Source organism: Acidobacteriaceae bacterium (assembly GCA_035944135.1).
GTDB lineage: Bacteria > Acidobacteriota > Terriglobia > Terriglobales > Acidobacteriaceae > Granulicella.
In genome coordinates this window covers 623955-649681 of sequence record DASZBM010000002.1, presented here as the reverse complement: position 1 = coordinate 649681, position 25727 = coordinate 623955, and the positions used below count along the sequence as shown (strand labels likewise).

The following is a 25727-nucleotide window of genomic DNA, read 5'->3' as shown; positions in this document are numbered from 1 at the left end:
CCAAAATTCAGCCAGCGATCTGAAGCTACGCGGCCGCTTCCTCGTCCTGTTCCTTCGCCATCGCCTTCTCATATGTCGTCAGCGCCAGCAGCGGGAAGTACTGCTTGTACAGGTGATATCCCAGGTAAAACACCCGCGGAAACCCTGTACCCGTGTAATAGCTTTCACCGTTACGGCCGGGCATCAGTTCATCCCAGCTCCCATCCTCATGCTGCCGCTCGATCAGCCAGCGAATGCCCTTCGCCACCGAATCCGATCGCGTGTCATTGGCAGCCAGCAGCCCCAACAGCGCCCACGCCGTCTGGCTCGGAGTAGACGGTCCCACACCGCGCTGTGACGGATCGTCGTACGTTCCGCACGTCTCGCCCCAGCCGCCGTCCGAATTCTGCACCATCCGAATCCACTCTGCTGCCTGCTGCACCGCCGGCTCCAGGTAGCTGTACTCCATCGCCTGCAGCCCGCGGAGCACAAGGAACGTCCCGTACAGATAGTTCACACCCCAGCGCCCGAACCAGCTTCCATCCGGCTCCTGCTCGCGGAGAATGAACTGCACGGCCTTCTCTACGCGCTTGTCCCGCCGCGTGTAGCCATAGCTCGCCAGCATCTCCAGCAACCGGCCCGTGATGTCCACCGTCGGCGGGTCGATCATCGCGTTGTGGTCGGCAAACGGAATCGACTCAAAAATCTTCTTCGTGTTGTCCTTGTCGAACGACGCCCATCCGCCGTTCTTGCACTGCATCGCAAACACCCACTCAATCGCGCGCTGTGTCACCTCGTATTGATAGCGCTCGCGCGGATTGTCCACTGCCTTCAGCGCCAGTAGCACCTCGCCGGTATCGTCCACATCTGGCTGATGGTCATTGTTGAAGAAAAAGCACCAGCAACTCGGGTCCGCGACCTTTGCATTGTGCGACCAGTCGCCCTGGTGTCGAATCTCTTTCGACAGCAGCCAGTCCGCCGCCTTCACCAGCCGCGCGTCCGTCCGCGAAATTCCGCACTCACCCAGCGTCGACAGCACCTGCGCCGTATCCCAAACCGGCGAGAAGCACGGAACCATCCGGAACGTCGGCGTCGGATACCCGGGCTGGCCATTCGGACAATCGATCCCCAGCTTCTCAAACTCGTCCATCGCGCGGATCATCTGCGGGTCATCGAACCCATACCCCAGGCACCGCAATGCCACGATCGCGTTCAGCATCGCAGGATAGATCGCTCCTAATCCATCCGAGCGCTCAAAGTGGTCGAGCATCCACTTCTCTGCGCGCTTGATTGCCACCTTGCGCAGCGGCCGCACATGCACCCGCTCAAACCAATGCGTCATTCGATCCGTAAGAAGGAAGAAGTTCCGCCACGAAATCCAGTGCTTGCGGTCCCAGCGCAGATGCAGGTTGGAATTCTCGCGCCCACCAACAAAGAGCTCATCAATCCCCTGCTCGTCCGGCAGCTTCTTGAACGGCTTCGTCGCATAAATCACCGACAGCGGCACGAGGATCGCGCGCGACCACGCGCTGATCTCGTAAATATTGAAGTAGAACCACTTCGGAAACAGCACGATCTCCGGCGGAACCGCCGGCACCGCGTCATAGTCATACTGGCCGAGCGCGCACAGGTAAATCTTGGTGAACGTATTGCAGTTCACCACGCCACCCTGCTCCAGCACGTTTTCGCGCGCCCTCACCATCACCGGATGATCGGCCCTGTAGCCCATCAGCTTCAGCGCGAGATAGCACTTCACGCCGTAGTTCACATTCGACGGGCCGCCCGGATACAAGCTCCATCCGCCATCCTCATTCTGGTGGCGCAGAATCTCGTTCGTTGCGCGCTGCAACTTGCCTGGATCTCCCGTTCCCAGCAGCGTATGCATGAAGATGTAGTCCGACTCCAGCATCGAGTCGGCCTCAAGTTCGCCGCACCAATAGCCGTCCTCGTGCTGCTGCCCCAGGACCCAGTCCACCGAGCGCTTGATGCCATCGCGCACACGATCCATCGCGAGGTCGAGGCGGCCGAATCTCGGCTGCGCCGCCCCCTTCGTCTCTCTTGGAGATGTGTTCATTCGCAATCTTTTCGCTCGAACCTCTAACAGCCTGACTGCGACTGCTTCTGGTCTGCGCCCGTTACTTAACGACGTGCGCCTCTACGCGTTTGCTTACACTGCGGCCGCTGCCGGCTTTGGCGCGGCGGCGATCGCCTGCACTATCTCCGGCGGAAGTCCGAACCGGACGTTCTCCGGCATTACTTCAACCTCTTCGACCGAACCATAACCCTTGCCCTGCAGGAAACGCACCACATCCTGCACCAGGATCTCCGGCGCCGAAGCCCCGGCCGTAATTGCCACAGACGCCGCGCCCTCCAGCCACTCCGGCCTGATGTCGTCAGCTTTGTCGATCAGATAGGAGCTCGTCCCCAGGTTCCGCGAAACCTCAACCAGGCGGTTTGAGTTCGAGCTGTTCCTCGATCCCACAACCAGCACCACGTCCGCGCCGTGGGCCACATTCTTCACCGCCGTCTGGCGGTTCTCGGTCGCATAGCAGATGTCCTGCGCGTGCGGCCCCATGATGTTCGGGAACTTCTTCTTGAGCGCCTGGATCATCGTCCCGGCCTCGTCAAGCGAGAGCGTCGTCTGGGTCAGGTACGCCACCTTATTCGGGTCGGGAACCACCAGCGATTCCACCTCGGCCGCCGTTGACACGACCTGGGTCACGTCCGGAGCCTCGCCCTGCGTTCCCTCAACCTCTTCGTGGTCCCTATGTCCCACAAGAATCAGCGAGTACCCCTGCTTAGCGAACTTGATCGCCTCCACGTGGACCTTCGTCACCAACGGGCAGGTCGCGTCGATGACCTTCAGCCCGCGCTCCTTTGCCCGTGCCCGGACAGCCGGCGACACGCCATGCGCGGAGTAAATCACGCGCTGACCCTCCGGAACCTCGTCCAGCTCGTTGACGAAGATAGCGCCCTTCTGCGCCAAGTCGTTCACAACATAGCTGTTATGGACAATCTCTTTGCGGACATAAATTGGCGCGCCAAAGGTCTCCAGCGCAATCCGCACGATATCGATCGCCCGCACCACGCCGGCGCAGAAGCCCCGGGGCTTCAAAAGCAGGATGCGCTTTTCAGCGGAGGCGGAGGTCAAATTGTCTGTATCGATGGGCGCAGCTACAGGACTAGGCACGTCCTCTAGTATACCCGTCTTCGGGCGCTCAGGCACCCCTCCATGTGAACCACGGACGGTGCAAAAGCGCTGCCCTTCAGCGATAGCCAGCGCCGCGTCCAGAGCGGGGTCCCCAGCGAGTTCTCCCGATGGGGACGCAATAGCTATCTGCTCCGGCTCAGGAGCAGCCATCTGATCTCATCTCCTACACGTGGCCCGAACAGTTGTCATGCGGGCAGTGGCAGGCCAGCGTCGTCTTCCCCGCCGAATCCTCACAAATCTGCGAGCAGTATTTCTTTCCATCCGTGCAGACACAGCTGCACACCTCATGCGCACACTTCTTGGCCTCGGCCATTGGTCCCTCCAACTTCTGTCTTCAGACAGAGACCTGCGCCGTTGGGTTGCCTTACCGGCTCTGCGCCAGCATCTGCTCCGCGTGCCGCCTCGACGTCTCCGTCAGGCTCGCACCCGACAGCATCCGCGCAATCTCCTCCACGCGCTCGCTTTGCTCCATCCGCCGCACGCCCGTCTGCGTCCTTCCACGATGCTCCGTCTTCTCAATCAAAAAGTGCTGGTCCGCAAAGGCCGCAATCTGCGGCAAATGCGTAATGCACAACACCTGCTGCCCGCGCGCCAGCGCCTTCAGCTTCTGGCCCACCGCCTCCGCCGCGCGCCCACCGATCCCGATATCGATTTCATCAAACACCAGCGTCCGCGGCAGAACAGTCTTCCGCTTCTTACCGCCGGCAGCTCCATCCTCCACCGCGACCTTGAGCGCCAGCATCACGCGGCTCATCTCACCGCCCGATGCAATCTCATCCAGCGGCTTCATCGGCTCACCCGGATTCGTCGCAATCCTCGCTTCCACGCGGTCCCATCCACTCGCGCTCCAGCTTTGCTCCGCCTCCTCCGGCGTCACGTCAAACGTGAACCGCACGTTCATCGCCAGCTCGTTGATCTGCTTCTCCGCCAGCTTCGCGAGCTTCTTCCCCGCCGCAACTCGCTGCTCGCTCAATCTCCGCGCGGCTTCGCGATAACTCTTCGCCGCGGCGCCAAGCTCAACTTCCAGCTCCTTCAGCCGAGCCTCGCGATTCTCCAGCTCATCCAGCTTGCCCTTCACCTCTTCGCCAAACGCAACCACCTGCGCCAATCCCGGCCCGTACTTGCGCTTCAGCCGTTCCAGCGCAGCCAGCCGGTCCTCAATCTCGCCCAGTCTCTCGGGCGACGCCGTAACCTGCCCCGCAAAATCCCGCAACGTCGCCGCCGCATCCTCCACACTCGCCTTGGCCGCATTCAGCGACACTGCAGTCTCTCGAAACCGTTCATCGAACCGAGCCAGGTCCTCCACATGCTTCAGCGCTCCGCCCACCAGCGACTCCGCCGAAACCTCCGCCTCGTACAGCAAGTCCAACGCCGCATTCGCGCCCGTAAACAGCCGCTCCGCATTCGCGAGGACGCGCTTCTCTGTCTCCAGCCGCGCATCCTCCTCCGCATCCACGATGCCGGCCGACTCAATCTCCCGCGCCTGAAAGCTCCACAGGTCTACCAGCCTCAGTCGGTCCGCCTCCGCCGCCCGCAACTCCTCGATTCGCTCCCGCACCTCGCGCCACTTCGCGAAGCCAGCGCTCACCTCATCCGTACTCAAATCCGCAAACCGGTCCAGCAACAACCGTTGCTGCGCCGCGTCGAACGCCACCAGCGTCTCGCTTTGCGCATGCACCAGCGCCAGCTCTGGAGCCAGCTGCCGCAGCACGTTCACCGTTGCCGGCTGATTGTTCACAAACACTCTGCCTTTGCCGCTCGCGCCAATCTCGCGCCGCAGCAGAATCTCGTCGCCCTCAGGATCGATTCCGTTATCCTCCAGAATCTGCTCTGCCCCGGGCGTCGATTCGAAGACGCACGCCACCACCGCCTTCTCCGCGCCAAACCGCACCACGTCGCTCGACGCCTTCCCACCCAGCAGCAGCACCAGCGCATCAATCAGGATCGATTTCCCCGCGCCCGTCTCACCCGTCAGCAGGTTCAGCCCAGTGCCAAACTCCGCCACAGCATGATCAATCACCGCATAGTTTTCCGCGCGCAGTTCCAGCAGCATCTCGGGGTCTCACCGAGAGCATAGCAGCCCCACGCCGCCCACTCACCACCCGAAAACTCACAGCTCGAAAAGTCACAACTCGAACCGCACCCGCTTTGCCTTTTCCTTTCTGCTTGCTTTGCCTTTCTGTTTGTCATCCCGCAGGGGATCCGCCGGCGCCTTTGTCTTATTCACTATTCACTACTCACTACTCACTACTCACTATTCACTCAATCCGATCCCACGCCACTTCTCCTCCCAAAACGTCCATCTCTTGGCAATACAGCCCGCACACCCCGCGCATTTACACTGAAACAGAGCATATGACTGTCCTCCCCCTCGCTCTCTTCCTGCAAGACACGGCAACACCCTCTGGTCCTCTCGCCGGTCCACACTCCAATGCCATCGTGGACATGGTCCATAACAGCGGCCCCACTGCGCTGACCGTCCTGGGTATCCTGCTCCTCGCCAGCATCGTCTCCTGGGCCATCATCATCGCCAAGTGGCGCGCCTTCAACGAGGCCAACGTCCAGAGCAAGCGCTTCCTCCGCGCCTTCCGCAAGTCCGGCCGCCTCTCTGAGATCGCTGCTATCGCCGACCAGTTCAAGCCTTCGCCGCTCGTTGCCGTCTTCCACGAAATCCACGACGAGTACCAGCGCCAGGCCGGCGGCCGCGGCACACCACCCAATCCTCAGGCGCTCGAGCGCGCCGCGCAGACCGCCGCCTCCGAGTCCCTCACCATCATGGAGCGCCGCATGACCTGGCTCGCGACCACCGCCCAGTGCGCTCCGTTCGTCGGCCTCTTCGGCACCGTCATGGGCATCATCGACGCCTTCCACGGCCTCGGCACCGCCGGCGCCGCCACCCTTCGCGCCGTCGCTCCCGGCATCTCCGAAGCCCTCATCACGACCGCCGCCGGCCTCGTCGTCGCCGTGCCCGCCGTCATCGGCTATAACCAGCTCACCCAGCGCCTCCGTGAATTCGCCGCGCGCATGGACGACTTCGGTCGCGAGCTTCTCAACGCCATCGAGAACGCCGCCCACCTCACCTCGCAGCCCCACACGCCGCCAGCCTACGAAGAAGTTCGACGGAGGCCCTAGTTATGGCGTTTTCCGCGAATGGCCGCACACAGTCCGCGCTCTCCGACATCAACATCACGCCGCTCGTCGACGTCGTCCTCGTGCTGCTCCTGATCTTCATGGTCACCGCGCCCGTGCTGCAGTCCGGCATCGAAGTTGCCGTCCCGCAGACCCGCACCGTCAATCAGGTCGCCGAAGAGCACATGGTCGTCACCATCGATAAAGACCAGAACGTCTTCCTCCAGGACAAGCCCGTCAACATCCACGATCTCCCGCGCCTCCTCGGCTCCGGTACACCCGCCGGCGCCAAGCGCGTCGTCTACGTGCGCGCCGATCAGAAGGTCCCCTTCGGCGCCTTTGCCTCCGTCATGGATGCCGTCAAGCAGGCCGGCATCACCAACATCAGCATCGTTACGCGGCCTCTCGAAGGCACCAACCCCTAGCGCCCCCATGAGCGTCTTCGCCAGCCTCGACTACGACAACCCAGACCGGCTCGGCAGCGGCTTCGCCGGTGCCATCGGCCTGCACATCGCTATCGCCGGCCTGTTCGTCGGGCTCGCCCTCTTCGTCCCTGGCCACACCCAGCACTGGGGCGGAGACGCCTCTTCCGTCGGCGCCATTCAGGCCTCCATGGTCTCCGCGCTTCCCCTGCCCACCAAGGTCGCGCCCGTCGAGCATAATGTCCTGGCCAGCGAAAACGTCACCGCCACTCCCAAGCCTCCACCCAAGGAAGCCACCCAGCCGCCGCCCAAGCCCACCGACATCCTCATCAAGGAGAAGACCCCCGAGAAGGCCAAGGTCGCGCCCGTCGAGCAGCCCACGCCCCCCAGGCATCCACAGCCCACGCCGCCCACCACTAAGGCCGCCTCGGGCGACGCAGCGACGCAGCTCCCGCAGGCCATGACCCAGCTCAAGAACGGCACCGCGATCGCCACCGTGCAGGACCGCACCTTCGGCAACCGCTACGCCTACTACATCCAGATCATCAGCCGCATCGTCGGGCAGAACTGGTACACCCAGGAGGCCGACCCCACCTCTTCGCAAGGGAAACGCGCCGTCATTCTCTTTGACATCAACCGCGACGGCGTTCCCCAGAACATCCGCATCGAAACAAAGAGCGGGTCACCCTCCCTCGACGCCTCTGCTCTCCATGCCCTCCAGCGCGTCGACAACTTCGGCCCTCTGCCCGCCGGAGATCACATAACAGTGGAATTCAACTTTGATTACAAACAGCAATAATATCCACAACGTTTCAGCTGCTTTTCCGTCTACACTTCAAGAAGAAGGTCTGATTACGATGCAAATTGGCCCCCTCCGTGGTGGACCCCTCGCCATCAAACGCCGCGCCGCACTCACCCTTCCAGCTGCATTCACCCTTCTCTTCGCTGCGCTCTTCTTTCTACCCGTCCTCCACGCGCAGGAAGGCCCCATCGTTATCACAAGATCCACCGGCGCCAATAAGCTCCGCCTCGCCGTAGCCAGCTTCAAGGCCGCCAACGCCGATCCCGGCACGCAGCCTGAAAAGGCCGTCTTCGACCAGACCCTCTACAACGACCTCTCCAACGCCGGCATCTTCGTGCTCGTCTCGAAAGAGATGGCGCCCCAGGCCACCCCGGGTGGCCAGTCCGAGATTCAGCTCTCGCAGTGGTCCGCCGCACCGGCCAGCGCCTCCATGGTCGCCTTCGGCAATCTCTCTGTCTCCGGCGGCCGCGTCGTCGTCAACGGCTTCCTCGACGACGCCAAGAACCCCCAATACCCGCAGATCTTCGCGCGCCAGTACTCCGACACCGCCAGCGACAACAGTGCCCGCCAGATCGCCCACCGCTTCGCCGACGAAATCATTGCGCGCCTCGGTGGCGGCACCACCGGCATTGCCGAAACCAAGATCTTTTACGTCAAGCAGAGCGGCCAGAACAAAGAGATTTGGGAGATGGACTACGACGGAGCCAATCAACACCAGATCACGCACGTCGGTTACGCTATCTCGCCGCGCATCTCGCCTGACAACTCCCGCATCGCCTTCGCCGAGATCAGCAGGCACGGCGGCTTTCAGATCGGCATGTACTCCATGCTGCTGAACCGCACCGTCAACTTCGCCAACGCCGGCGGCACCAACGTCTCGCCCGCTTGGGCGCCCAACGGCCAGCAGCTCGCCTTCTCCTCTGATCGCACCGGCGACCCCGAAATCTGGGTCTCCGACACGCAAGGCACCGCCGCGCACCGCATCACCGACTTCCGCGGCCCCGACGCCTCACCCACATGGAACCCCAAGACCGGCGCGCAGATCGCCTGGGTCTCCGGCCGCACCGGTCTCCCCCAGATCTACATCATGGAAGCCGACGGCTCCGGCGTGCAGCGCCTCACCGACGGCGGCTACGCCAGCTCTCCCTCATGGTCCCCCAACGGCCAGTTTCTCGCCTTTGCCTGGGACCGCAAGTATGGTCCCGGCGCCCCGGGCGGTCAGGACATCTACGTCATGGAGATCGCCACCAAGCGCTGGATTCAGCTCACCCACGACTCAGGGCGTTGCGACTTCCCCTCCTGGTCACCTGACGGTACGCATCTCGTCTACGCAAACTCACCTGACGGCCGTGCTGACCATACACGCGTCATGACCATGCTCGTCGACGGCACCCAGAAGCGATCACTCACCGGCTCCGGCGCCGATATGCCGAACTGGAGCTGGCGGTAATCTCCCAATGTTCCTCAACGCACACGAGTTCCGGTCCGGGCCCTAAACTAACGCAAGATAAAACGTCAAAGTAGAACTGCATTGAATTGCCCGATTTGGCCCGGCTGGGCCGCGAGCCCAAACGAGGACCCCCTAAACAGAGGACAAGATGATCTCTCGACAAACCTCCCCCTCCCGCAAGCTGACAACTCTTCTCTTCAGCGCATCGATCGCTCTCCTCGCCGCCACCGGCTGCCATAAGAAGGCGAATACTCTTCCCCCGCCATCCGCGCTTCCGCCGGAGGCCGGCGTTTCCGCCCCCACGGCCACCATCTCCGCCGACCCCATGGCGATCGATCAGGGCCAGTCCGTCGTCCTCAACTGGCGCACCACGGGCGCGACGTCCGTCTCCATCGATGGCATCGGCAACGTCGCCACCAACGGCACCCAGACCGTCACGCCTGACAGCTCGACGAACTTCCATCTCGTCGCCAAGGGTGACGGCGGCACCACCGAGGCCAACGTCCGCGTCACCGTCCGCGTGCCCACCGTGCCCGAGTCCGGCAACATCAGTGAGAACGACGCCGGCGCCGACGCAGTCTTCCACCAGAACGTCAAAGATCTCTTCTTCGACTACGACAGCTACGACATCCGGTCGGCCGACGAAGCCTCCGTCACCGCCGCAGCCAGTTACATCAACGCACACCCTGATCTGAAGATTCTGATCGCGGGCTACTGCGATGACCGCGGCTCCGCTGAGTACAACATCACCCTCGGCGAAAACCGCGCCAACGCCGCCAAACAGGCCCTCGTTGCCGCCGGCGTCAACGCCGCCCGCATCCGCGTCGTCAGCTACGGCAAAGAGCGCCAGTTCTGCACTGAAGAGAACGAATCCTGCTGGCAGCAGAACCGCCGCGCCCAGTTCAACGTCGACCGCTAACCGCCCTTCAAAGGCCGCGCCGTCTTGTCCTCATTTGGACCAGACGACGCGGCCTTTGACCTTAGCGCCGCGGCCTTGGAAATGTAGACTTGCTTGCAACGCAAGCCTCGCAGGAGTAAGACCATGTCACGCACCCGCCTCGTCCCCATCACTCTCGCTGCACTTCTCCTCATCGGCGCCGCCCCACGAGCCCACGCCGTCAGCAAGGACATGGTCCAGCTCCAAACGCAGGTGCAGCAGCTTCAGGACGCCGTCGCACGCCTCCAGCAGTCGAGCGATGAGCGCTGGGGAGTACTCAAGGACCTTGTTCAGCAGACCGCCGACTCCGTCAACAAGATGTCTGTCGCCGTCAACGGCCTCCAGGTCAAAATGCAGAACGTGCAGGATGCCGCCGGGCAGAAGAACGATCAGCTCTCCGGCCAGGTCCAGTCTCTCAACGACTCTCTTGACGAACTGAAGGCCCGGCTCGATCGCATCGAGAAGGTCGTCAACAACGTGCAGGCCTCACAGCAGTCCACCAACGCCCTCCTCGGCAACCTGCCCGGCAACGTCCCTCCGGGAGGCGGCGCGGCTGCGGTCCCGGCCGGCCCCGCAAACCCTACCGACAGCAGCGGCAAACCGCTGCCCGGCACGCCCCTCAGCTCCATCGCCGACGGAACCACCTCCGTGCCCACAACCGCTCCCGCAGCCACCGGTAACCCTCCCGCCGGCGAGATGTACCGCACCGCCTACAGCGACTACATGTCCGGCAAGAACTCGCTCTCCATCTCCGAGTTCCAGGACCTGATCAAGGCTTATCCCGACGACAACCTCGCCGGCAACGGCTATTACTACATCGGCGAAATGGATCTCCGCGCCGGCAAATACTCCGCCGCCATCAAGGACTACGACCACGTCCTCGAGCACTACCCCGATAACTCCAAGATCCCTGCAGCCCACCTGCACAAGGGCGACGCCCTCGTCGCCATGCACCAGAACGAAGCCGGCATCCGCGAGTACCGCGCTCTCATCCAGCGCTTCCCCAACTCTCCCGAAGCCGCTCAGGCCAAAGCGAAGATCTCCCTCGCCGCCCGACGCTGACGACTGTTGCCGATTCACCACACCCATGTTGCAGTTTGGACACAAGTCCAAGCCTAAAGTCTTTGTTCCGAAGACTTTGCGCAATTTTGCGGGGGGGGGGAGGTCCAGTCTAGTTCCTGACCTCGCGTAGCGCCCGTTCGACCTTCTGCTTCTCCTCCGCCGTCAACCCCACCCTCGGCAGCCGCGGAGCGCCACCGTAATACCCATTCAGATCGCACGCATATTTCACGCCTGCAACACCAAACTCCTCAACCACCGCATCCGCCTCACGCAGTCTCTCCGCCTTCAACCGCGCCAGCTTCGGATCACCATCCTTGAATGCCGCCCAAACCTCATGGCATCCCTGCGGAGCGCAGCCAGCCAACTCCGGCATCACACCCTGCACACCTGCCTCCAGCAGATCGACACTTGCACTCGCCGCGCCCGCACCAATCACCTGGAATCCAACCGTCTTTGTCCTGGTCTTGATCGCCGGCTTCGCTGGAGCCACCGCAACCGACGCTCCGCCACTACTCAGCGCCGCTGCCGCCACAAACGTCGCCTCGCCCTCACGCGCAACCTCGAGCATCCGCCCCGTCACCGCCGCGAATACAGTCGTGACCGTCACCTCGCGCGTCACGTCCTGAGTCGCCGCCCGCACCGCCGCAAGCCTGTTCACCGTCAGCCCCGCATCGATCAACCCAATCACATTCGGATGCGCCGCCAGCGCGCTGACCATCTCCACAGGGATCTCAAACCCACCCGCGCGCGCATCACTCCACAACACAACCGGCAACGGCGATCGGTCGGCCACAGCCCGGAAGAACAACTCCACCTGCGAGGACAACTCGCCACGCAGCAACCGCCGCCACTCCAGCGGCGCCCGCAGCACCACCGCATCGAACCGCGACTCTGCAGCCCACTCAGCCTGCATCACCGCGCCGGCAACGCTCTCCGCACCCACGCCGGCGAGCAGCACCTTCTCTTTCGCGGCCGCCTCGCTCGCCACACGCAGCGACTCGCGCCGCTCCTCATCGCTCAATCCGCTCGCCTCGCTCCACGGACCCGAAACGAGTATCCCCGCCGCCGGCGTCCGCGAATAGCGGTCCACATTATGCTCCAACTTGCGCCAATAACCCGCGCCGTCCGCATAGAACGGCGTGGTTACCGGAATAAACATTCCATCCAAAAGCATCTCTTCATTTTAGAGCGTGCCTGCTTACTCGCCGGGAAAGCAGTTCGGTCGGACTGACTTCCTACGCTTTGCGAGGCCGGCACACCTATCGTGCTCGTTGCTCGTAAGAGGCAGCTTGCATGGCCATCCCGTCGGCCTTGTGGCTGTAGTAATCGTAGAGGTCTCGCGCCGAATCAGTCCGCACCGGGAACTTCCGTCCAGGCCCGCCTGCGACAGCGTTGTTGCGATTCCACTCCACAACTACTGCGGCCGCTTTATCTCGGTACAACGCCTCTTCGCACCTGAAGTGAAACGCGAGCAACTGGTACTCCTCCGGTGTATGCGCATTGCGTATAAGTTTGTTCAAACTACCGTCGTCGCAAGAAGTAATCGCTGAGGCAGGTCGCACAGCAGCATTCAATGGCAGTACTGCCAACCCAGGCATGACCAACATCGCCGCGACAGCAAGTGTGCCTGAAATAAGTTTTGATTTAGTGGCGTTCATGGCCCAATCCTTCACCCTCTAATATCGATCTTTTATCGATAAAAAGTCGGTTAGGGGGGCATAGGAAATAAGTTAATTCGCATGGACAGCACCTACGCTCTAGATTGCCTTTCCATCCAATTACGAGTGAAATGGGCAGCAACGAGGCGCGCCTGCACAAACAGCGCCTCAGCCGCCGAATATTACGCTGTCACCGCTTCCCTCGCCGCATGCAACTCCTGCAGCGAGCTTACGTGATACTCACCCCTCTGCAGCGCCTCGATCCCATCTGCCGCCGCCTTGGCAGCCGCCATCGTGGTAATCGTTGGCACACGCGCCGCTACAGCAGCGCGACGAATCGCCTGCTCGTCGAACACACGATCCTGTCCCTGCGGCGTATTGACGATGAGCTGAATCCCCTCGCCCTTGATCAGGTCGACCACATTCGGCCGTCCTTCCTTCACGGCGTACACGCGATCCACCTGCAGGCCCGCGCCCTCAATCACCGCCGCAGTCCCGTACGTCGCAACCAGCTTGAACCCCATATCGACGAACCGACGCGCCAGCGCGCCCACCTGGCGTTTGTCATGATCGTTCACGCTGAAGAACACCGTGCCGACGGTCGGCAGATACAGCCCTGCCGCCATCTGTGCCTTGGCAAACGCTTCGCCAAACGTCGTCGCGACACCCATCACCTCGCCGGTCGATCGCATCTCCGGCCCGAGCACTGGGTCCACACCTTGGAACTTGTTCCAAGGAAACACGGGCGACTTCACAAAGAAGTGCTCGCCCGTTCCAAGATCTTCGCCACTCGCTACCTGCTCCGGCAGCAGCTCGCGCAGCGCCTTGCCCGTCATCAAGCGCGAAGCCACCTTCGCCAACTGCACGCCCGTCGCCTTCGACACATACGGGACCGTGCGCGAGGCCCTCGGGTTCACCTCAATCACGAACACCTTACCGCGCTGCACGGCGAATTGCAGATTCACCAGGCCGATCACATTCAGCGCCAGCGCCAGCTTCCGCGTATACGCCCGCAGCGTATCCATCACCTCAGGAGATAAATCCACCGCAGGCAACACACACGAAGAATCACCCGAGTGTACGCCTGCCTCTTCGATGTGCTGCATGATCCCGGCAATCACCACATCCTTGCCATCGCACAGCGCATCAACATCAACCTCCTGCGCTTCCTCCAGGAAGTGATCGATCAGAACCGGCCGCTCCTGCGAGTACTCGATTGCGGTGGTCATATACCGCACCACCTCGGCATCGTCGTACGCGATAACCATCGCGCGTCCGCCCAGCACATAGCTCGGCCGCACCAGCACCGGATACTCCACCTTGCGCGCACCCGCCAACGCCTCATCGACGCTGGTTGCCATCGCTCCCGGCGGCTGCGGAATCCCCAACTCTTCGATCAGCTTCCCAAACCGCTTGCGATCTTCGGCAAGATCAATCGACTCCGGCGACGTTCCGATGATCGGCACGCCCGCAGCCTTCAGCGGCAGCGCGAGATTCAGCGGCGTCTGTCCGCCGAACTGCACAATCATTCCAATCTCAGCTCCGCCAGCGCCGCGGCCATTATGAATTCCAGCTTCGTGCTCGTACACCGCCATCACATCCTCAAACGTCAGCGGCTCAAAGTACAACCGGTCGCTCGTGTCGTAGTCTGTCGACACTGTCTCCGGATTGCAGTTCACCATGATCGTCTCGTAGCCGTCCTCACGCAGCGCAAACGCCGCATGACAGCAGCAGTAGTCGAACTCAATGCCCTGCCCAATCCGGTTTGGTCCGGAGCCAAGAATGATGATCTTCTTACTATCTGTCGGCTGCGCCTCATCCTCTTCGTCGTAGCAGGAGTACAGATACGGTGTGAAGCTTTCAAACTCCGCCGCGCACGTATCGACGAGCTTGAACACTGGCCGCACACCGAGGCGCTCTCGCAACGCACGCACCTGCGCTGCGCCGTCGCGTCCGTCACGCCCCAGCACTGCAGCCAGCTTTTCGTCCGATAGGCCCATGCGCTTCGCTGCCTGCAGATCGTGCGCCTCGAGCCCATCGATGCCCGCAAACTCCACCTTCTGCAGCTCATCCGCGATCATCTTCATCTGGTGAAGGAACCACGGATCCATTCCGGTAAGCCGCGCCGCCTCGCGCACGCTCATGCCCGTCTCAAACGCATAGCGCAGATACGCCAGCCGCTCCGGCGAAGGCGTCACCAAACGCTGCCGCAATCTGCGCGGATCAATGTTCTCAGAGCCGGCCTTCTTCCCCGTCTCCAGCGAGCGCACGGCCTTCATCATCGCCTCTTTGAACGTGCGCCCAATCGCCATCACCTCGCCCACAGACTTCATCTGCGGACCCAGCGTCTCGTCTGCGCCGGGGAACTTCTCAAACTGCCACTTCGGAATCTTCACCACCACGTAATCAATCGTCGGCTCAAAGCACGCCGGCGTCGCCTTGGTGATGTCGTTCTGCAACTCATCCAGCGTGTAGCCGACAGCCAGCCGCGCCGCAATCTTGGCAATCGGAAACCCCGTCGCCTTCGACGCCAGCGCAGAGCTACGCGACACGCGCGGATTCATCTCAATCACTGTCATGCGCCCGTTCTGCGGATTCACCGCGAACTGCACATTGCTTCCGCCCGTCTCCACACCAATCTCGCGAATCACCGCAATCGCCGCGTCGCGCATCTTCTGATACTCGCGATCCGTCAGCGTCTGCGCCGGCGCAACAGTGATCGAGTCGCCCGTGTGCACGCCCATCGGATCAAAGTTCTCAATCGAGCAGATGATCACGACGTTGTCCTTCAGATCGCGAACAACCTCGAGCTCATACTCCTTCCACCCAAGTACGCTTTCTTCCAGCAGGCACTCATGCACCGGAGAAAGATCGAGGCCGCGCGACAGAATCTCCATCAGCTCTTCGCGGTTGTACGCAATGCCGCCGCCCGATCCACCAAGCGTGAAGCTCGGCCGGATCACCACCGGGAACCCCAGCGCGCCCGCAAACTCAATCCCATCGCGAATGTTGTTCACGAGCTTCGACTTCGGCATGTCCAGGCCAATGCGATTCATCGCATCCTTGAACAGCAGCCGGTCCTCAGCCTTCTTGATCGCCTCGAGCTTCGCGCCGATCAGCTCAATACCGTACTTATCAAGCACGCCCTTGTCGGCCATATCGACGGCAAGGTTCAGCGCCGTCTGCCCACCCACCGTCGGCAGCACCGCGAACGTGCCCTTGCTCGCGTCAAGGGACTCCGCCTCGACGCGCAGAATCTCCTCGAGATACGCCGGCGTCAGCGGCTCAATGTACGTACGGTCGGCAACCTCCGGGTCGGTCATGATCGACGCCGGGTTCGAGTTCACCAGCACGACCTCATAGCCCTCGGCCTTCAGCGCCTTGCACGCCTGCGTGCCCGAGTAATCAAACTCCGCCGACTGCCCAATCACAATCGGCCCCGAGCCAATCACCAGAATCTTCGAAATATCGTTCCTACGCGGCATCTACTTCTCTCTCGTCTTCAAATCGTCAATTTTCAAAATAATGGCGGGACTAAAGTCCCGCCCCACTGGAATGGAAAACACAACTGCGTCAGACGAATTGCAGCCGTGGGGCTTCACTTCTTCCACTCCTCCATCATCTTCCTGAAGTCGCGGAACAGATAATGCGAATCATGCGGCCCCGGGCTTGCCTCCGGGTGATACTGCACGCTGAACATCGGATCGCTCTTATGCTTCAGCCCCGCGAGCGTGTTGTCGTTCAGATTCACATGCGTCTGCACAACATCGTCCGGCAGCGAGTCAGGATCAACATTGAAGTTGTGATTCTGCGACGTGATCTCGACCTTGCCCGTCTCCAGGTTCTTGATCGGATGATTTCCGCCGTGGTGCCCGAACTTCAGCTTGTACGTCCTGCCGCCCAGCGCCAGCCCAAACAACTGATGCCCCAAGCAGATCCCGAACATCGGCTTCTTGCCCTGCAGCTCGCGAATGTTTGCGACCGCATACTCCAGCGGCTCCGGATCGCCCGGCCCGTTCGAGAAGAACACCCCGTCCGGATTCAGCTTCAGGACTTCTTTGGCGGACGTCGTCGCCGGAACGACCGTTACACGGCAGTTCTCGCGCGTGAGCATGCGCAGGATGTTCTGCTTGATCCCATAGTCATATGCCACCACATGCAACTGCTCCACCGCCGCGGTGTCCTGACCCGGCAGCAGCGCATCCCCCGTCTCGTTGCGCGGATCCTCGCTCGACCATTCGTAGGTCTTCTGCGTCGTCACTACACTCGCGAGATCGGTGCCTGCCATGGTTTTGTGGGCCCGCGCCTTCGCCACCAACGCGTCCACATCATTCACGTTCGTCGAGATCACGCCGCGCAAACATCCATTCGCGCGAAGATGGCGCACGACCGCACGTGTATCAATCTCCGCGATGACCGGAACGCCGCTGCGCTCTAAATATTCATCGGCAACCTCTGTCGATCGCCAGTTCGAAGCGACAGGCGAAAACTCCCGCACCACCAGCCCCTCGATCGCCGGCCGCGCCGACTCCGCATCGCTCGGAGACGTGCCATAGTTCCCAATGTGTGGGTTCGTCAGAACGACGATCTGGCCCGTATACGACGGGTCGGTGAAAATTTCCTGGTAGCCAGTAAGCGAGGTATTGAAAACGACCTCACCCACGCGCTCCACCGGCGCGCCGAAACCTCGGCCGCGAAAGATGCGCCCATCCTCGAGCGCAAGAATTGCCTGCATGGAATCTCCCTTGGGGAGTGGACTCTATCTATCCTAACAGGCTCGCCGCCAGCGCGTCTTCATGACCAAACACAGCAAAAGGCCCGGCTCTCACCGGGCCCTTCGGCAAAGTTTCGGTTGCTACTACCTGTAACGGCAAACCCGGTGATGATGTCTCCACCAGCAGTGCCGGTGCCGGTGCTGCGCCTGCGAGTTACCGGCCACACCCAGAACCATGGCCAGAGTTAGCGCTCCCAACAGAACCCGTCTCATGTGACACTCCCTCCCGGGCGAAAATCTCCCGTCAAGTGCTAAGAATGCACAAACCTCGCCGAACGCTGTATGAGCGGTGCAAAAAACCCGGCGTCAGGCCGGGCTCTCTGCAACGTCTATTGTCCTGTTGAATAGCTCATCTCGCTACAGCCGGACTAGCGCGCCCGGCAAACGCGGTGATGATGCTGATACCAGCAATGCCGGTGGTGATACTGAGCCTGTGATGTACTCGCCGTTGCTAGAACCACTGCCAGAGAAAACACACCCAAAAGAATTCGCTTCATCATGATTTCGTTCCCCTCGCGGGCGTCTATTTCATTTCGTCAATTTCCCTGACGCCCTGCGACAGTGAGTAAGAAGCCATCCGCACCTCGAAGTTTGCCCCCAAAAAACCTTTCTTTGGCTTGGGATATTCATGCTAAACAGCAAAAGGTTGCCTGTTCAGCTCACTTGAATGAGCACGTTGTCGCCTTCGACCCTGAGCGGAATTACGTCGACCTTCCCGCAGTCCGGCGGCAGCGCCTGCCCGCTCCGGGTATCGAACGCCCAACAGTGCCACGGGCATACGACCGCTTCACCCTCAATCCAACCTTGCCCCAGCGGCCCTCCGCGGTGCGGGCAAATATTCCCAAGTGCAGCCAGCCTTCCATCCACATTCGCGAGGCAAACCTGCACGCCGTTCACTTCCAACTCCATCACCTCGCCCGGCTTTGGTGCTTCGTTGACGTCGCACAGCCGCACCCACTCGCTCACAAACTCTCCATTCAGGTCCGCACGTGAGATGCTGAACTCTGTACAGAAGACTCATGCCAGCTCCTCGCAAGCCGAACCTTCCGCGCCCCTCACGCACACCCCAATCATCTCAGCGTCCGGCACAAAAGAGCGGCGCGCCCGAACTCAGCGGTGCGCCCGAACTCATAGACCCGCGCTGGATCCTCAAAGCTTTGGCAATCGTCTTCGCCACCGCGCTGCTCCTCTCCTGGGGCACGCTCTGCCTGCTCTGGTATCAGGGACAGTGGCAGCTCGTGCTTCACCCGTCGCGCACCGTTGCCAAATCGCCGGCGTCGCTCGGCCTCAAGTTCACTGAGCTCCACTTCGCGGTCGACGCCACCGGTCAACCGCAGCTCAACGGCTGGTACATCCCGGCCGACGTAAGCTCTGCTCCCACGGCTCTGATGCTTCACTCGGGCGACGGCTCCGCTTCAGACGCGCTCCCCCGCGCGCTCCTGCTCCACAACGCCCACCTCAACGTGCTGATCTTTGACTATCGCGGCTATGGCAAGAGCGTCGGCCAGCATCCGACGCAAGCCACCATGCAGCAGGACGCAGAATCCGCACTCACTTATCTCATCTCGACGCAGCACATCCCCGCCTCGCAAATCATCCTTTACGGCAACGGCGTCGGCGCTTCACTCGCTGTCAACCTCGCAGCAGAAAACCACGACATCCCGGCCATGATCCTCGACACGCCCGAAGGCGACCTCACCGAGCGCGTCGCACATGACGCACATTCCTTCCTGGTTCCCGCACGTCTCCTCTTCCACGAACAGTTTCCACTCGCCGCGCCACTTCACATACTCACGACGCCGAAGCTCCTGATCAGCTACAACACTTCGCACACGCCCGCGGCGCTTACGAACGCAGCCGATCCGAAGATCACGCTCGAACTCTCGTCGGAAAACGACTCGGCGCTGACCCCAACCATTCAGCGCTTCGTGGATCAATACGTCCCGCACACTACACAAGGAACGCAGCCTTAAAGGCGCGAAGGCCGCCGGTGTTCCGGCAGCCTCGGTACAGGTGGGGAGGGTGGTGCGGATTGGGGAAGCCGAAGCCGTGGGGACTGGCGCTCCAGCATGTGTTACATCTGTTCAGACGAAGAATCGCACAAAAGGTTTTGCTCTTCGCGCGAAATTCCTTGTGAGAATCTAACCTGCAACATCAGGCAACAGACACACGAAAACCCGCATCCTGAGCGGGTTTTCACGAATACGAAGACGTATCACGACAAAGTCATGACATCGTCAAAACATTACCGAACGATGACACGTCAGACGCGCAACCTTTTGCGCGCAACGCCTCACCCTTCTATACGCACGAGCTCTACACAAAGTTCAAAAAGCGATCCGCGTCGAGCTGCGCGCCTGGAAACACCACATCCAGCTTCCGCGCGCCCAGCGTTTTGTAGGCCGCCTCACCCAGCACATTTCTGAAGTCGGTTGTTACCTTCAGATCGCGCCCTTCATTCAACTGCTCATCGTTCACGCCCGGCCACTGCCCATACACCTTGCCGCCCTTCACCTGGCCGCCGAGCACGAACATCACATTCGCGTGGCCGTGGTCCGTTCCGCCGGTTCCGTTCTGTCGAGCCGTTCGTCCAAACTCCGACATCGTCACCAGCGTCACGTTCTCCGCATCATCACCCATGTCACGCCAGAATGCGGCGATCGTGTTTGAAAACTCCGTCAGACGATTTGCAAGCTGTCCATTCGCCGCGCCCTGATTCTGATGCGTGTCCCATCCGCCAATATCCGAAAACGCCGCCTCAACACCAAGGTTCGCTTTCAACAACTGGGCAATCTGTTTCATGCTGTTGCCGAACGCCCCATTCGGATACACCACTCCCGCCGCCGGCGTGTACTGAGCCGGGTTCGCGGCCTTCAGCATCTTCACGGCTTCAAAGGTCTCCTCGCCGGTTCCGTGCAGCACCGCATCGGTGCTCTCGTCATACATCGCCTCAAACGCATTCGATACCGCTGAGGTCTGTGGGCCGCGACCACCCACCGAGAAGTCTGCCAAATTCGCCACCGCAACTGCCGGCACCTTTCCCTGCAGCGTCCGCGGCACTTCCGCATTCAGCGCAACGGCGCGAAACGGCGACGGCTGTCCGGTGAGCGCCTCAACCTGCAGCGCACGATTGAGCCATCCATCCAGCGTACTCTTCACACCTGGCGTTCCGCTCTCCATAAAATCCTGCGCATCAAAGTGCGAGCGCGACGGATCCGGCGAGCCGGCGGCATGCACAATCGCCAGGTGCCCCTGGTCATACAACGGCTTCATCGCGCCCATCGCCGGATGCAGCCCGAAATACCCATTCAGATCGAGCACATCGTTCTTCTGAATCGCGATCGTCGGCCGCATCCTGTAATAGTTCTTTTCCGCATACGGCACAACGACATTCAATCCATCGCACGCGCCGCGTTGAAAGATCACAACAAGCTTCTTCCTCTGCGCCGCCGCGCGATCCACCTCCGCATACACAGCCCGCGTCAAAAACGCCGGCACAACAGAGGTCCCCACCAAGGCCAGCGCACCTCCGCGCAGAAATCCACGGCGCGTCACGCCATTGCGCCGCGCCAGATCGCGCCCGCACATATCGCATCCCCAGTCGCTCGCATCGGTGAATTTCATCCTGTTTGCCATCGCGCTTCCTGCTTTCCAGTTTCCTGCTGCTAACGCCGTTGAAACTCCGGTGAGCCCAGCAACAACCCCGCCATCGTATCCAGCGGCGATCCCGGCCCCGGCTGCGGCGCGCGTCCAGGCTTTCCTCGCATAAGCCCGGCTGTCGGAACCATCGCGGTCTCATCCTGCACCGGCTTCGCTTTGAATGCCTCCTCGGCACTCTGCTGGGCCGTCGGATCGCCAAACTGCGCCAGCACGGTGGACCTCGTCCTGTCCGACGCCGGCTCACCCAGCAGCGCAATCTCCAGCTTGTTCTCGGTCGCGACATCGGGAGCTGGTGCCGGAGTTCCATCGGCATCGCCCAGCAACTCCGGCCAATCCGTCTTCACGCCCATCACGCGGTTACTGCTCAAGACCAGCGCAAAGTTCATCCGCGAGATCAGCGCATTGCTGCTCACCCAATCCTCGCTCTTCCACGAGTACCCCTGCGGCGTCAGCATGCCATAGATCGGCATGCCCAGCCTGTCCATCGCCTGCACCAGTTGCAGCGGCGTCTTCACAGAGGCTCCACTCGACCGCAGCGCGGACGCCATAAACTCGATCGGCGTCTTCACCTTCGCGCGATACACCTGCGGGCTCCAGAACTCCGGCGAGCGATACATCGTCAACAGCACCGCGCGGATGTTTCCATCGCTCTTCAAGAACGTGGCCGCCATCCTGTTCACCAGCGCCGGCGGAGGATCGTCGCTCACAAACCGCACAGCCAGCTTCTGCGAGATGAAGTGCGCGGTCGCCGGGCTCGTCGCCAGGATGTGCAGCACCTCAAGCCCTTCTTTCTGGCCGTTCTCCTTGATCTTGTGCCTCAGCACGATCTTTGTCCCCGGCTCATGCCGGTTTTCATCGAACATCGCGCCGCCACCCTGGAATGGCCTGTCGATCGTCCACCCCGTGAAGCACTTCGAGACCTCGATGACATCCTTCTGCGTGTAGCCGCCGTTCACGCCCAGCGTGTGCAGCTCCATCAACTCCCGGCCGTAGTTCTCGTTGATGCCCTTTGGCTGCTGCCTCTTCGCATTCGGACGCATGAAGTTCACCTGCTGCGCCCTCATAGCCTGGATCGAATTCGGCCCAACGCTCTCCCAGTTGTCGAGATACATCAGCATCGCCGGGCTCTGCGCCACAGCGACCAGCAGATTCTCGAACTTACCCAGCGCATTCGGCAGAATCACATTGCGCTCATACGACGGCAGGTAGTACGGCTCGTTTTCGTTCTTCCTGAGATACACGCTGAAGTGATTCAGCCAGAAGTCCGTCATCACCGCCTGCAGTTGGCGCTCGCTGAACACATCGCGCTCCAGCCGCGACTCCAGAATCTCCGCGCCCACCACGCGCTCCGGCGCCGTAATGAACTCGCCCGTGATCTCCTCGTCTTCAGGGCTCATTCCCTGCATCAGCAGCAGCTTTTGCGCGGGCTTGAGCGTCGTCTTGAAGGACAGCATCTCGTCCGGCTTCATCGCAACCAGCCGGTCCACGCGCTGATCCGGCGGCAGCGCCAGGATCGCCTGCACCTCTTCCGGCGCGGGCTCGGTCAGATCCTTCGCCTTCGGCTTGCCCTTCTTGTTCAACTCAATCGGCTGCGTCGCAACCTCTCCGTTAGAAAGCAGCACCTGTCCCTGCGGCGTGTTGCCGTCGCTGGGCGCAGCAGCTGAATTCATCGCAGGCTCCATCGCCCCGCCGCCGGCCATATCCATGCTGGCCTGCATGCCGTTCTGCGGAGCCGGCCGCTTACCCGCCGATTCGTCTGCTTCATTCAGAGCCGCAAGGCCGGCGATCGCCTGCCGCCGCATCTGCTTCGCGTTCTCCGGCAGCGCTGCAACCGCCGGCTGCGACTGAGCCTGCGCTGCACCTTCCGGCTGTCCCGGCTTCCCGCCGTTTGCCGCCTGCAGCTTCAACTCATTTTGCTTTTGGTCGTACTCGTACTTCGCGTCTTCAAAGATCGCGTGCACCACACGGTCGCGCGGAATCGCAATATTGCCCCGGTCAGCCATCCTCATCATGGCCTGCGACGGAAACTGGTGCATCAGGTCAGCCTGGTTCAGCCGCAACAACGGATACTCATTCATCCGCTGCTCAAACGCAGAGTCGTCGATCGTCTCCGGCTGAAGCTGCTGCAAAAACCACTTCTGCAGGCCCATCTTCTCGACGGCCTCCGCCTCTCCCGGCCGCGGCCCGAAGGTGAACCGGTTCAACGCATGCAGCACCCGCTCCTGCTGGGTCAGCGGAGCCTCGCGTTCCGGCCGCTTGGGCAGCTTCGGTGCCGGTGCTCCACCCCCCAGAGCACCAGCACTAGCCGCAAACGCCGTCTGCGGAACCGCCATCAACCCGCACAGCAGACCCGTCAGTGCGGTCTGCCCCGCCTCACGCATCCATCTACGCCGCGGCATCATGACAGTTGTTCTCCAGAAACCTCGCAAAACATCGGCTTGTCCGGCTAAACCCCAAGGGCCGCCGGAAAGTTGCGATTCGGAGCGTAAATTCCTGATCCTAAAACTCCGCAAGCTCCTTCATCGCCGCAAACAACCGCTCCGGCTGAGGCAGGATTACATCCTCCAGCAGCGGCTGGTATGCCACAAACGTGTCCATCGACCCCACGCGCCGCACCGGCGCATCCAGGTCGTGAAACAGCTCATCGCCAATCCGCGCCGCAATCTCGGCTCCATAACCCCAGCTCAGCATGTCCTCATGCGCCACCAACACCTTGCTGGTCTTCTTCACCGACTCCGCAATCGCCTCCCAGTCGTACGGACTTAGGCAACGCAGATCGATCACCTCAACTTCCACCTTCAGTTCCCGCGCCATCCGCTGGGCCGCCTGCAGCGCCCGCGGCACGACCGCCCCGTAGGTGATCACCGTCAGGTCCTTGCCTTCGCGCACCACCTTGGCCTTGCCGAACGGAATCATGTACTCCGGCCCCGGGTACGGCGCGCGCCCAAAGGTCTCGCGATACAACCGCTTATGCTCCAGGAACAGCACCGGATCGTCGCACCGGATAGCGGTCCGCAGCAACCCCGCGGCGTCCAACGCATTCGACGGCATCACCACCCGCACTCCAGGCGTGTGCGTGAAGATGCTCTCGCCCGACTGCGAATGATAGATCGAACCGCCCGTCAGATACCCGCCGATCGGCACTCGCATCACCAGCGGGCACGAGAACTGCCCGTTCGATCGCCACCGCATCACGCTCAGCTCATTGCGCATCTGGTGCATCGCCGGCCAGATGTAGTCGAAGAACTGAATCTCCACCACCGGCTTCAGCCCGCGCACCGCCATGCCAATCGCACGCCCCGTGATATTCGCCTCCGCCAGCGGAGAGTTCCACACGCGGTCGTTGCCGAACTCCTTCTGCAGGCCGGCGGTCAGCTTGAACACGCCGCCCTTGCCCTTCACCTTTCCGGAGCGCAGCGCCTTATCGCGCGTGGCATCGGCCACATCTTCGCCGAAGACCACAATCCGTTCATCGCGTCGCATCTCGTCCTTCAGCGTCGCGTTGATGAGGTCGGCCATCGTGCGCTCGGTGTCGTCCGCGGTCACCGCGGGCTTCGTCGCAAACCGCATATCCCGCGGATCCAGGTCCTCTGAGTACACATGCTTCAGAATCGTGTCCGGCGTCGGCAGCACCGCAGTCAGCGCGCGATCCGCGGCATGCTGCACCTCTTCATCCACCTTGCGCTCGAGCTCATTGATTCCCTGCGCGTCCAGAATCCCCTCGCGCAGCAGCCACATCTGCATGCGGGAAATCGGGTCGCGCAGTGCATCCGCCTCAATCTCCTCTGCGCTGCGGTACAGCCGCTCGTCATCGCTCAGCGAGTGCGAATACGGCCGCGTCACATGCCCGTGCACCACTGCCGGCCCCTGCCCACTGCGGCAGTACTCGACCGCCTGCACCATCGCCTTGTAGCTCGCAATCGCGTCCGTCCCGTCGACCTCCCAGAAGCGGAAATTCGGAAAGTTCGCAATCAGCTTGGAGATATTCCCGCCCGGCGTATTCGCCTCCACCGGCGTCGAGATCGCGTACCCGTTGTCCTCAATCACATACACGACCGGCAGCTTCTCGTTCGACGCCGTATTCAGCGACTCCCAGAACTCGCCCTGGCTCGTCGATCCCTCACCGATCGACACATACACGACCTCATCGGCCTCGAACTTCACATCCTTGAAGCTGCGATAATCCGCGCCATCGGTCAGTCGCTTCGCCGTCCCGGAATGATTCCGGTAATACCGTCCAGCCTCAGCGCACCCCACTGCCTGCAGACACTGCGTTGCCGTCGACGACGACGGCGACACGATATTCAGCCGCTTACTCGTCCAGTGCGAAGGCATCTGCCGTCCGCCGCTCGAAGGATCCGTCGCCGCGCCGACCGCCTGAAGCAGCTGGTCCTCCACCGTCATCCCCAGCGCCAGGCAGATCGCCCGGTCGCGATAGTACGGAAAGAACCAGTCGTATCCCGGCTTCATAGCCAGACCCGCAGCCACCAGGAGCGCCTCATGCCCTGCGCACGAGACCTGGAAGAAGATCTTCTGCTGCCGCTTCAGCATGATCTCGCGGTCGTCCGTGCGCCGCGAGAGATACATCAGCCGGTAGAACTCAATGAGTTGCGACGCCGTAAGGCCGGCAGCCACCACCTGCT

At 61.7% G+C, this 25727-nt stretch carries 18 protein-coding genes; 7 read left to right on the top strand and 11 right to left on the bottom strand.

The genetic code is table 11. From position 1 onward, the window contains the following. Positions 1-25 precede the first annotated feature (25 nt). The 3 genes from shc to recN all read right to left on the bottom strand — a co-directional run bounded on the left by shc (position 26) and on the right by recN (position 5243). On the bottom strand, positions 26-2053 hold the full coding sequence (gene shc, locus VGU25_05440; protein HEV2576635.1) for a squalene--hopene cyclase: 2028 nt from the start codon (positions 2051-2053) through the stop codon (positions 26-28). Between the two features lie 93 nt (positions 2054-2146). Next, positions 2147-3169 (bottom strand): 4-hydroxy-3-methylbut-2-enyl diphosphate reductase, encoded by a 1023-nt coding sequence (locus VGU25_05435; protein HEV2576634.1) that lies wholly within the window; start codon positions 3167-3169, stop codon positions 2147-2149. Between the two features lie 385 nt (positions 3170-3554). Next, a complete protein-coding gene (gene recN / locus VGU25_05430) occupies positions 3555-5243 on the bottom strand; it encodes a DNA repair protein RecN (GenBank protein ID HEV2576633.1) in 1689 nt (562 codons plus the stop codon). Between the two features lie 302 nt (positions 5244-5545). Between recN and VGU25_05425 the strand changes: the two genes are divergently transcribed. From VGU25_05425 to VGU25_05400, 6 genes are all read left to right on the top strand, one after another. Continuing rightward, positions 5546-6322 carry a MotA/TolQ/ExbB proton channel family protein gene (locus VGU25_05425; GenBank protein HEV2576632.1) on the top strand — a complete coding sequence of 259 codons (777 nt, stop codon included), beginning with the start codon at positions 5546-5548 and terminating at the stop codon, positions 6320-6322. Positions 6323-6324: 2 nt separating this feature from the next. Next, positions 6325-6744 (top strand): biopolymer transporter ExbD, encoded by a 420-nt coding sequence (locus tag VGU25_05420; protein ID HEV2576631.1) that lies wholly within the window; start codon positions 6325-6327, stop codon positions 6742-6744. Between the two features lie 7 nt (positions 6745-6751). Next, positions 6752-7540 carry an energy transducer TonB gene (locus tag VGU25_05415; GenBank protein ID HEV2576630.1) on the top strand — a complete coding sequence of 263 codons (789 nt, stop codon included), beginning with the start codon at positions 6752-6754 and terminating at the stop codon, positions 7538-7540. A 58-nt stretch (positions 7541-7598) separates the two neighbouring features. Beyond that, positions 7599-8993 (top strand): Tol-Pal system beta propeller repeat protein TolB, encoded by a 1395-nt coding sequence (gene tolB / locus VGU25_05410; GenBank protein HEV2576629.1) that lies wholly within the window; start codon positions 7599-7601, stop codon positions 8991-8993. 148 nt (positions 8994-9141) lie between these two features. Next, positions 9142-9912 carry an OmpA family protein gene (locus VGU25_05405; protein ID HEV2576628.1) on the top strand — a complete coding sequence of 257 codons (771 nt, stop codon included), beginning with the start codon at positions 9142-9144 and terminating at the stop codon, positions 9910-9912. Positions 9913-10035: 123 nt separating this feature from the next. After that, positions 10036-10992, top strand: coding sequence for a tetratricopeptide repeat protein (locus VGU25_05400; protein ID HEV2576627.1), 957 nt, complete (start codon positions 10036-10038; stop codon positions 10990-10992). 109 nt (positions 10993-11101) lie between these two features. On the opposite strand, the gene VGU25_05395 is transcribed toward VGU25_05400, so the two are convergent. The 5 genes from VGU25_05395 to VGU25_05375 form a co-directional block, all read right to left on the bottom strand. Then, positions 11102-12151 (bottom strand): dihydrodipicolinate synthase family protein, encoded by a 1050-nt coding sequence (locus tag VGU25_05395; GenBank protein HEV2576626.1) that lies wholly within the window; start codon positions 12149-12151, stop codon positions 11102-11104. A 100-nt stretch (positions 12152-12251) separates the two neighbouring features. Then, complete coding sequence (locus VGU25_05390; GenBank protein ID HEV2576625.1) at positions 12252-12650, bottom strand: hypothetical protein; 399 nt, start codon at positions 12648-12650, stop codon at positions 12252-12254. A 182-nt stretch (positions 12651-12832) separates the two neighbouring features. Next, positions 12833-16135 carry a carbamoyl-phosphate synthase large subunit gene (gene carB / locus VGU25_05385; protein HEV2576624.1) on the bottom strand — a complete coding sequence of 1101 codons (3303 nt, stop codon included), beginning with the start codon at positions 16133-16135 and terminating at the stop codon, positions 12833-12835. A 113-nt stretch (positions 16136-16248) separates the two neighbouring features. Next, positions 16249-17385: a glutamine-hydrolyzing carbamoyl-phosphate synthase small subunit gene (gene carA, locus VGU25_05380; GenBank protein ID HEV2576623.1), complete on the bottom strand. Its 1137-nt coding sequence runs from the start codon at positions 17383-17385 to the stop codon at positions 16249-16251. A gap of 693 nt (positions 17386-18078) precedes the next feature. Further along, positions 18079-18390, bottom strand: coding sequence for a Rieske (2Fe-2S) protein (locus VGU25_05375; protein ID HEV2576622.1), 312 nt, complete (start codon positions 18388-18390; stop codon positions 18079-18081). 53 nt (positions 18391-18443) lie between these two features. On the opposite strand from VGU25_05375, the gene VGU25_05370 reads away from it, so the two are divergent. After that, on the top strand, positions 18444-19397 hold the full coding sequence (locus VGU25_05370; protein ID HEV2576621.1) for an alpha/beta fold hydrolase: 954 nt from the start codon (positions 18444-18446) through the stop codon (positions 19395-19397). A 343-nt stretch (positions 19398-19740) separates the two neighbouring features. Here VGU25_05370 and VGU25_05365 read toward each other — a convergent pair whose 3' ends face one another. The 3 genes from VGU25_05365 to VGU25_05355 all read right to left on the bottom strand — a co-directional run bounded on the left by VGU25_05365 (position 19741) and on the right by VGU25_05355 (position 25722). After that, positions 19741-21060 carry a DUF1501 domain-containing protein gene (locus VGU25_05365; protein ID HEV2576620.1) on the bottom strand — a complete coding sequence of 440 codons (1320 nt, stop codon included), beginning with the start codon at positions 21058-21060 and terminating at the stop codon, positions 19741-19743. Between the two features lie 29 nt (positions 21061-21089). Next, entirely contained in the window at positions 21090-23486 is a 2397-nt protein-coding gene (locus tag VGU25_05360) for a DUF1800 family protein (GenBank protein ID HEV2576619.1), read from the bottom strand. 97 nt (positions 23487-23583) lie between these two features. Beyond that, positions 23584-25722: a dehydrogenase E1 component subunit alpha/beta gene (locus VGU25_05355; GenBank protein HEV2576618.1), complete on the bottom strand. Its 2139-nt coding sequence runs from the start codon at positions 25720-25722 to the stop codon at positions 23584-23586. Positions 25723-25727 lie beyond the last annotated feature (5 nt).